This is a genomic window from uncultured Algibacter sp. (genome assembly GCF_963976535.1).
In the GTDB taxonomy this organism is placed as follows: domain Bacteria; phylum Bacteroidota; class Bacteroidia; order Flavobacteriales; family Flavobacteriaceae; genus Algibacter_B.
The window spans coordinates 1-4,203 of record NZ_CAXBLF010000109.1 but is presented as its reverse complement, the minus strand read 5'-3'; the positions used below and the strand labels follow the sequence as shown (position 1 = coordinate 4,203).

Below are 4,203 nucleotides of genomic sequence, written 5' to 3'. Positions count from 1 at the left end.
TAAAAGGTTTAAATATATACAAGCAATTCTTTTCTGAAAGAGGTTTCACTTTGGTAGACTTGAAAGATGGAAGCAAAAGAATGAAATTGAAAGGTAATTCTCACAAATCAGCGTTTGCAACTGCAAAGTTAAATAAGGATATAATCAATAGCTTTAAATTATTCTCTGATGTACATGTAATTTTATATGCTAAAGAGAAGCATGAATACTATATAAAGGAATTTGAGGTGTTTTTAAGACGTAAATACTGGTATGCTGACAAATTGCTTTGGCAAATGACAACAGAGGAACTACATGACTTTAATATCGATTGTTTAGATGTCCATTTAAACGAGATGCAAGCCTATAACATGATAATTGATATAGATAATATAAAGTTATATGTAAAACAGCTTTTAGCTACTGCTATTGAACGTAAAAAACAGACATTACCTCGCAATTCTACTGAATTTAAGCAATGGAAAAATGATATTGTAAGGAACTTGCAAGATAGATACGTTCGTTTAGTGATGGCAGTATCTCAAAACAAAATTAAGTTACCTAATAAAGTTAGAAATTCAAGAAACTATAATTTACTAACGGAAGTTTCATTGGATCTAATTGAACTAATAGCAAATGCTTTTGATAAAGAAATAGTAGAGGTTGATATTGTAAGTTGTAATCCTCGTATTATTTATGCTTTTTGTGGTCTGCAGCTGCCAAATGATTTTTATGGAGAAAATAAGAAAAACAAGAAAGCAATTAATAAGATTCTAAATAAAATAAGTATTGATTTTCCTACAGATTTTAATATTTCAGTTACAGAATACAAAAGGAATAGGATTAAAGAATTAAGAATTTTAGGTTTTAATGATATTGTAATTGATTTTCTATTTAAGGAGTTTTGGAATAAGGAGAAAGATGCATTATTTAATTTTTGTTCCTACCATGAAAAGAATATAATTGAAAGACTACGGAATCAATTTAAAGAGAAAGACACCAGTGGAAATTATATTAGGAGACATGATTCTGTAATCTCATTTAGTAAATTACACGAATCTCAAATAGAAGATGTAAATAGTTTTGAGTACCTAAATCAAAGCGGATGGTTTCATAAATTAGGTAATGAATTAATACAAACAGAAAAACAAGAAAAGATGAAGAAGTATAAATTTAATGTAGAATTAGAATTAACAGAAAGAGAATTAGAGGTATTATTAAAACAGGCATTCGGTTATAAAGATGAAAATATAAAGAATGATATAATTAAATATTATGCAGATAAACCAGGTATTATTAAAAGAGAAGAAAATTTCATAAATAATAGTTTAGAAGCAGACGATTTTAACCAGGCTCTTAGTTTTGGTCTTTATGCTCAATCAAAATTGGATGGCGATGTTTTAAAACCTAATGAAAGAACTTATGCAGAAATGCAAATAAAGAGATATGAAATAGAGAATATATCTGGTGAATTGGTAGAACTTGAAGCAGAGTATATATCTACTTCTTTATTAGAAAAATAGTACTAAAAAAGTGGGTTGAAAAAGTGCAAAGTTGAGTTCGTGCACGATTTCAACCCAAGCTAAGCCCAACACTAGTAAGGGATTGTTTAAAATCTTTAGAACTTATATATATAATAATAAAAAAAGAAAACAAGACATGAGTAACAAGAAAATAATTGACAAAGAAATGAATAGCCTATATGATAACCTCGTTCGTAAAAAAACACCTACAGTAGATGACGCCATCTACCTTTCTGATGGATTGTATTTATTACCTAATGGCGACATAATAGAAAAATAGTATTGGCCTTGTTAGGTCATAGAGTTCGAATCTCTCTAAAAATCGTTATATTTGCAATGGAATATCCTTATTCTTTTTTATTAGTTTAGAAACATTATAAACCGAACGGCTCGAAACTTGTTCGGTTTTTTTTTGTGCCAAACTTCCGATCCTTTACTGCTGCTCTATTTCTTAATATTTAATATTTATTCCACCGAAAGAACAACGAAAACCCACCGTAAAATGATGCGAAGAATAAAAAGTTTCGTTACCTTTACGGTCACATGGAACACGATATAAAAAAAGATGGTTTTTACTCAGTACTTGAAATCTTAGATTACAAGATAGTCAATGCATCAGAGAGAACGTTGCAGAATTACGCAAAGAAACATAATATTAGAAAAATAGATAATTTCTATAGATTTACAGGTCACCAGGTTACAATCCTCCGAAAGACCTACGAAACACGAGCGAAAAACAAGGCGAAGAAAATAGAAATGGCCGAAAGAAATAAAAGGCTTTTAGCTGCAAAAATAGCATCAATAAAAGATGTAGATACAAACTTAAAAATAGAAGCACCTATTTCAGAAGAAAGCAAAGAGGATTATGATACTTTAGAGGTAGAGTTTACAACAGAAGAATATGATAACATACAAGAAACAATCAAACTAGCAGCGGTTCAGTCAGACAAAATAGAAATGCTAGTTGATAGGGTTGAAGATTATAAGAATGAAATCCAATATTTAAGGGAAAGTTTAAACAAAAGGAATGACCAAATGGACAAAATGCTAGAATCTATTAATAGTAGTCTTGCTAGTATCCAGCAACAAAATTTTATTCAAGCTAAAGAAAAGGGATTCGATAAAAAATAAATAGATATGAAAAATAAAAATCAACAAATAATATCCCTATTAAAAAAAGAGAATTTAGAATTAAGAGATGTACTTAAGCGTGGTGCTATTGGTTTTGATGAGCAGCAAGAAGTAAACTCACGATTAAGAGAAACACTAAAAGAAAGCATGGACCACCTTTACAAGTTTCAAGCTGAAGGTAAGGAGGTGGAATCTATAATGGAAGAACAAGAAAAACAGATTTCAAAACTAGAAAAACAAGTTGGTGGGCTATTAGAAATTATAGCAAACAGAGAAGTACCTGATGGTTTCGTTATAAATCCACCTAAAATGATAACACCAGAGAACTTAGAAGATGGTAGTATCTTTGAAGATATTTAAATTGGATAAAAATAAATAGATATGGAGAAAATAGAACTACTTAAAAGAATTATAGATGACCAGGCTATTTTGATAAACAAGTTGCAAGGGTATCTTGTAGGGGATATAATACCAACTCCTAAGAAGATAAAGAAAACTAAGAGACAAATTATGGCTGCAGAGGCAAGGATAATGGTAGCGAAGATGTTTGATAGAGCGCAAGAAAGAAATGCACAAAAGAAAAAAAACCACCTCAATTAAGAAGTGGTTTAATATCGCCTATGATATACTAAACGGTTCTAACCTCGCTTAGCTTTACAAAGATACAGAATTGATTAATCAATCTTTTATCAATTATATAAACTGCTCACCCTGTCTAAACTATTTTTTTCAGACACCTTTAAATAAGCATCCGTAGAAGATATTCTTTTGTGTGCTAAATGTCTTTTAGCATCCGCTAATGTACCAACCTCTAGTATTCGCTTTGCTGATATCTTTCTTAATGTATGAAAGCTGAAACCATATCTTAAATTAGTTCTTTTAGATAGCCATATACGAGTGAATAAGCTATTTGTTTTAGGATTAGTGAATATATAGCCACTATCTAAACAGAGTGTTTTAAAGGCTTTATATGTTTCTCTAGATATAAGTGTAGTATGTTCACTTACATTTGTTTTCTTTATATATGATTTACACTCATATCTATTTGAATCTTCATTATATGATATGTCAGATACTTTCAGTCTTAATAAGTCAGATACTCTTAATCCAGTATCTAATCCAATCAAAATAGCCAAACACTCATAAGAGTATTTAATATCGTTAAACCTTTCTAAAGCATCCGCTTTAATTGTTTCGTAGTTCTGTTTCGTCTCTATTCGCTCTATTGATTTCATAATATGATATTTAATTATAGTACAAATATATATTAAAGTGTTTACATAAACAACAAAAAAAAGCACTTAATGATAACAGTATGTAATAAGAAACAATTAATGTGTTGATAATAAGCAAGTTATATATTATAAAGTGTTTACATAATAACTATAATGATAACACTTTAAAAATAATTTAAAAAAAAGTGATACCTAAAAGACAAAATCATATTACAATTTCATTATATAATCATGCAGATTAAAGCTAACGAAATTTATAACGAATCAAACTGGGGTTACACAACCGAAAACGGATGGGGCTCGCTTTACCACAACTATCAAAATTAATGGACATG

6 protein-coding genes are annotated in these 4,203 nt (G+C 29.5%); 5 read left to right on the top strand and 1 reads right to left on the bottom strand.

Features of this window, described 5'->3' with window-relative positions; translation table 11 throughout:
* The 5 genes from AAC024_RS15725 to AAC024_RS15705 form a co-directional block, all read left to right on the top strand.
* A partial coding sequence (locus tag AAC024_RS15725; protein WP_339896440.1) for a hypothetical protein occupies positions 1 to 1,502 on the top strand: 1,502 nt, incomplete at its 5' end.
* 136 nt (positions 1,503 to 1,638) lie between these two features.
* Complete coding sequence (locus AAC024_RS15720; protein WP_339896439.1) at positions 1,639 to 1,782, top strand: hypothetical protein; 144 nt, start codon at positions 1,639 to 1,641, stop codon at positions 1,780 to 1,782.
* A gap of 263 nt (positions 1,783 to 2,045) precedes the next feature.
* Positions 2,046 to 2,633 carry a hypothetical protein gene (locus AAC024_RS15715; RefSeq protein WP_339896438.1) on the top strand — a complete coding sequence of 196 codons (588 nt, stop codon included), beginning with the start codon at positions 2,046 to 2,048 and terminating at the stop codon, positions 2,631 to 2,633.
* Between the two features lie 6 nt (positions 2,634 to 2,639).
* Positions 2,640 to 2,993 (top strand): hypothetical protein, encoded by a 354-nt coding sequence (locus AAC024_RS15710; RefSeq protein ID WP_339896437.1) that lies wholly within the window; start codon positions 2,640 to 2,642, stop codon positions 2,991 to 2,993.
* Between the two features lie 21 nt (positions 2,994 to 3,014).
* Positions 3,015 to 3,233: a hypothetical protein gene (locus AAC024_RS15705; RefSeq protein WP_339896436.1), complete on the top strand. Its 219-nt coding sequence runs from the start codon at positions 3,015 to 3,017 to the stop codon at positions 3,231 to 3,233.
* Positions 3,234 to 3,322: 89 nt separating this feature from the next.
* Here AAC024_RS15705 and AAC024_RS15700 read toward each other — a convergent pair whose 3' ends face one another.
* Positions 3,323 to 3,868 carry a tyrosine-type recombinase/integrase gene (locus tag AAC024_RS15700; RefSeq protein ID WP_339896435.1) on the bottom strand — a complete coding sequence of 182 codons (546 nt, stop codon included), beginning with the start codon at positions 3,866 to 3,868 and terminating at the stop codon, positions 3,323 to 3,325.
* Between the last annotated feature and the right edge of the window lie 335 nt (positions 3,869 to 4,203).

What these genes read in the sequence shown, in the direction of transcription:
- AAC024_RS15720 (WP_339896439.1), top strand. Translation starts at nt 1,639, where the DNA reads ATGAGTAACAAGAAAATAATTGACAAAGAAATGAATAGCCTATATGAT.
- AAC024_RS15715 (WP_339896438.1), top strand. Translation starts at nt 2,046, where the DNA reads ATGGAACACGATATAAAAAAAGATGGTTTTTACTCAGTACTTGAAATC.
- AAC024_RS15710 (WP_339896437.1), top strand. Translation starts at nt 2,640, where the DNA reads ATGAAAAATAAAAATCAACAAATAATATCCCTATTAAAAAAAGAGAAT.
- AAC024_RS15705 (WP_339896436.1), top strand. Translation starts at nt 3,015, where the DNA reads ATGGAGAAAATAGAACTACTTAAAAGAATTATAGATGACCAGGCTATT.
- AAC024_RS15700 (WP_339896435.1), bottom strand. Translation starts at nt 3,868, where the DNA reads ATGAAATCAATAGAGCGAATAGAGACGAAACAGAACTACGAAACAATT.